Origin of the sequence: Kitasatospora nipponensis (assembly GCF_039528135.1) — a bacterium.
Classification (GTDB): domain Bacteria; phylum Actinomycetota; class Actinomycetes; order Streptomycetales; family Streptomycetaceae; genus Kitasatospora; species Kitasatospora nipponensis.
Genome location: NZ_BAAALF010001077.1, coordinates 316 through 537 on the forward strand (window position 1 = coordinate 316; position 222 = coordinate 537).

The window sequence follows — 222 nt, forward strand, 5'->3', positions numbered from 1 at the left end:
CCCCGCGCAGTCCCAGCCGCCCATCGATCTTGGCCTCGGTCAGCCGGATGCGCCCGCAGGAGGTGTCCCTCAGGGTCAGACTGTGCACGGTGTGCAGCTGTGCCGCACGGAGCTCGGCGAGCGAGCAGGTCTCCAAGTAGACCCCTTGGGCAGTGGCCTGCTCAAGGTTGATTGCCTCATCCGCATGACAGCCCGTCAGCTCAAGGGTGCCGTTGAGAGTGG

General features: G+C 66.2%; 1 pseudogene. It reads right to left on the reverse strand.

Annotated elements, in window-relative coordinates:
• A pseudogene (locus tag ABD323_RS44970) lies at positions 1-222 on the reverse strand (hypothetical protein); the annotation flags it as partial.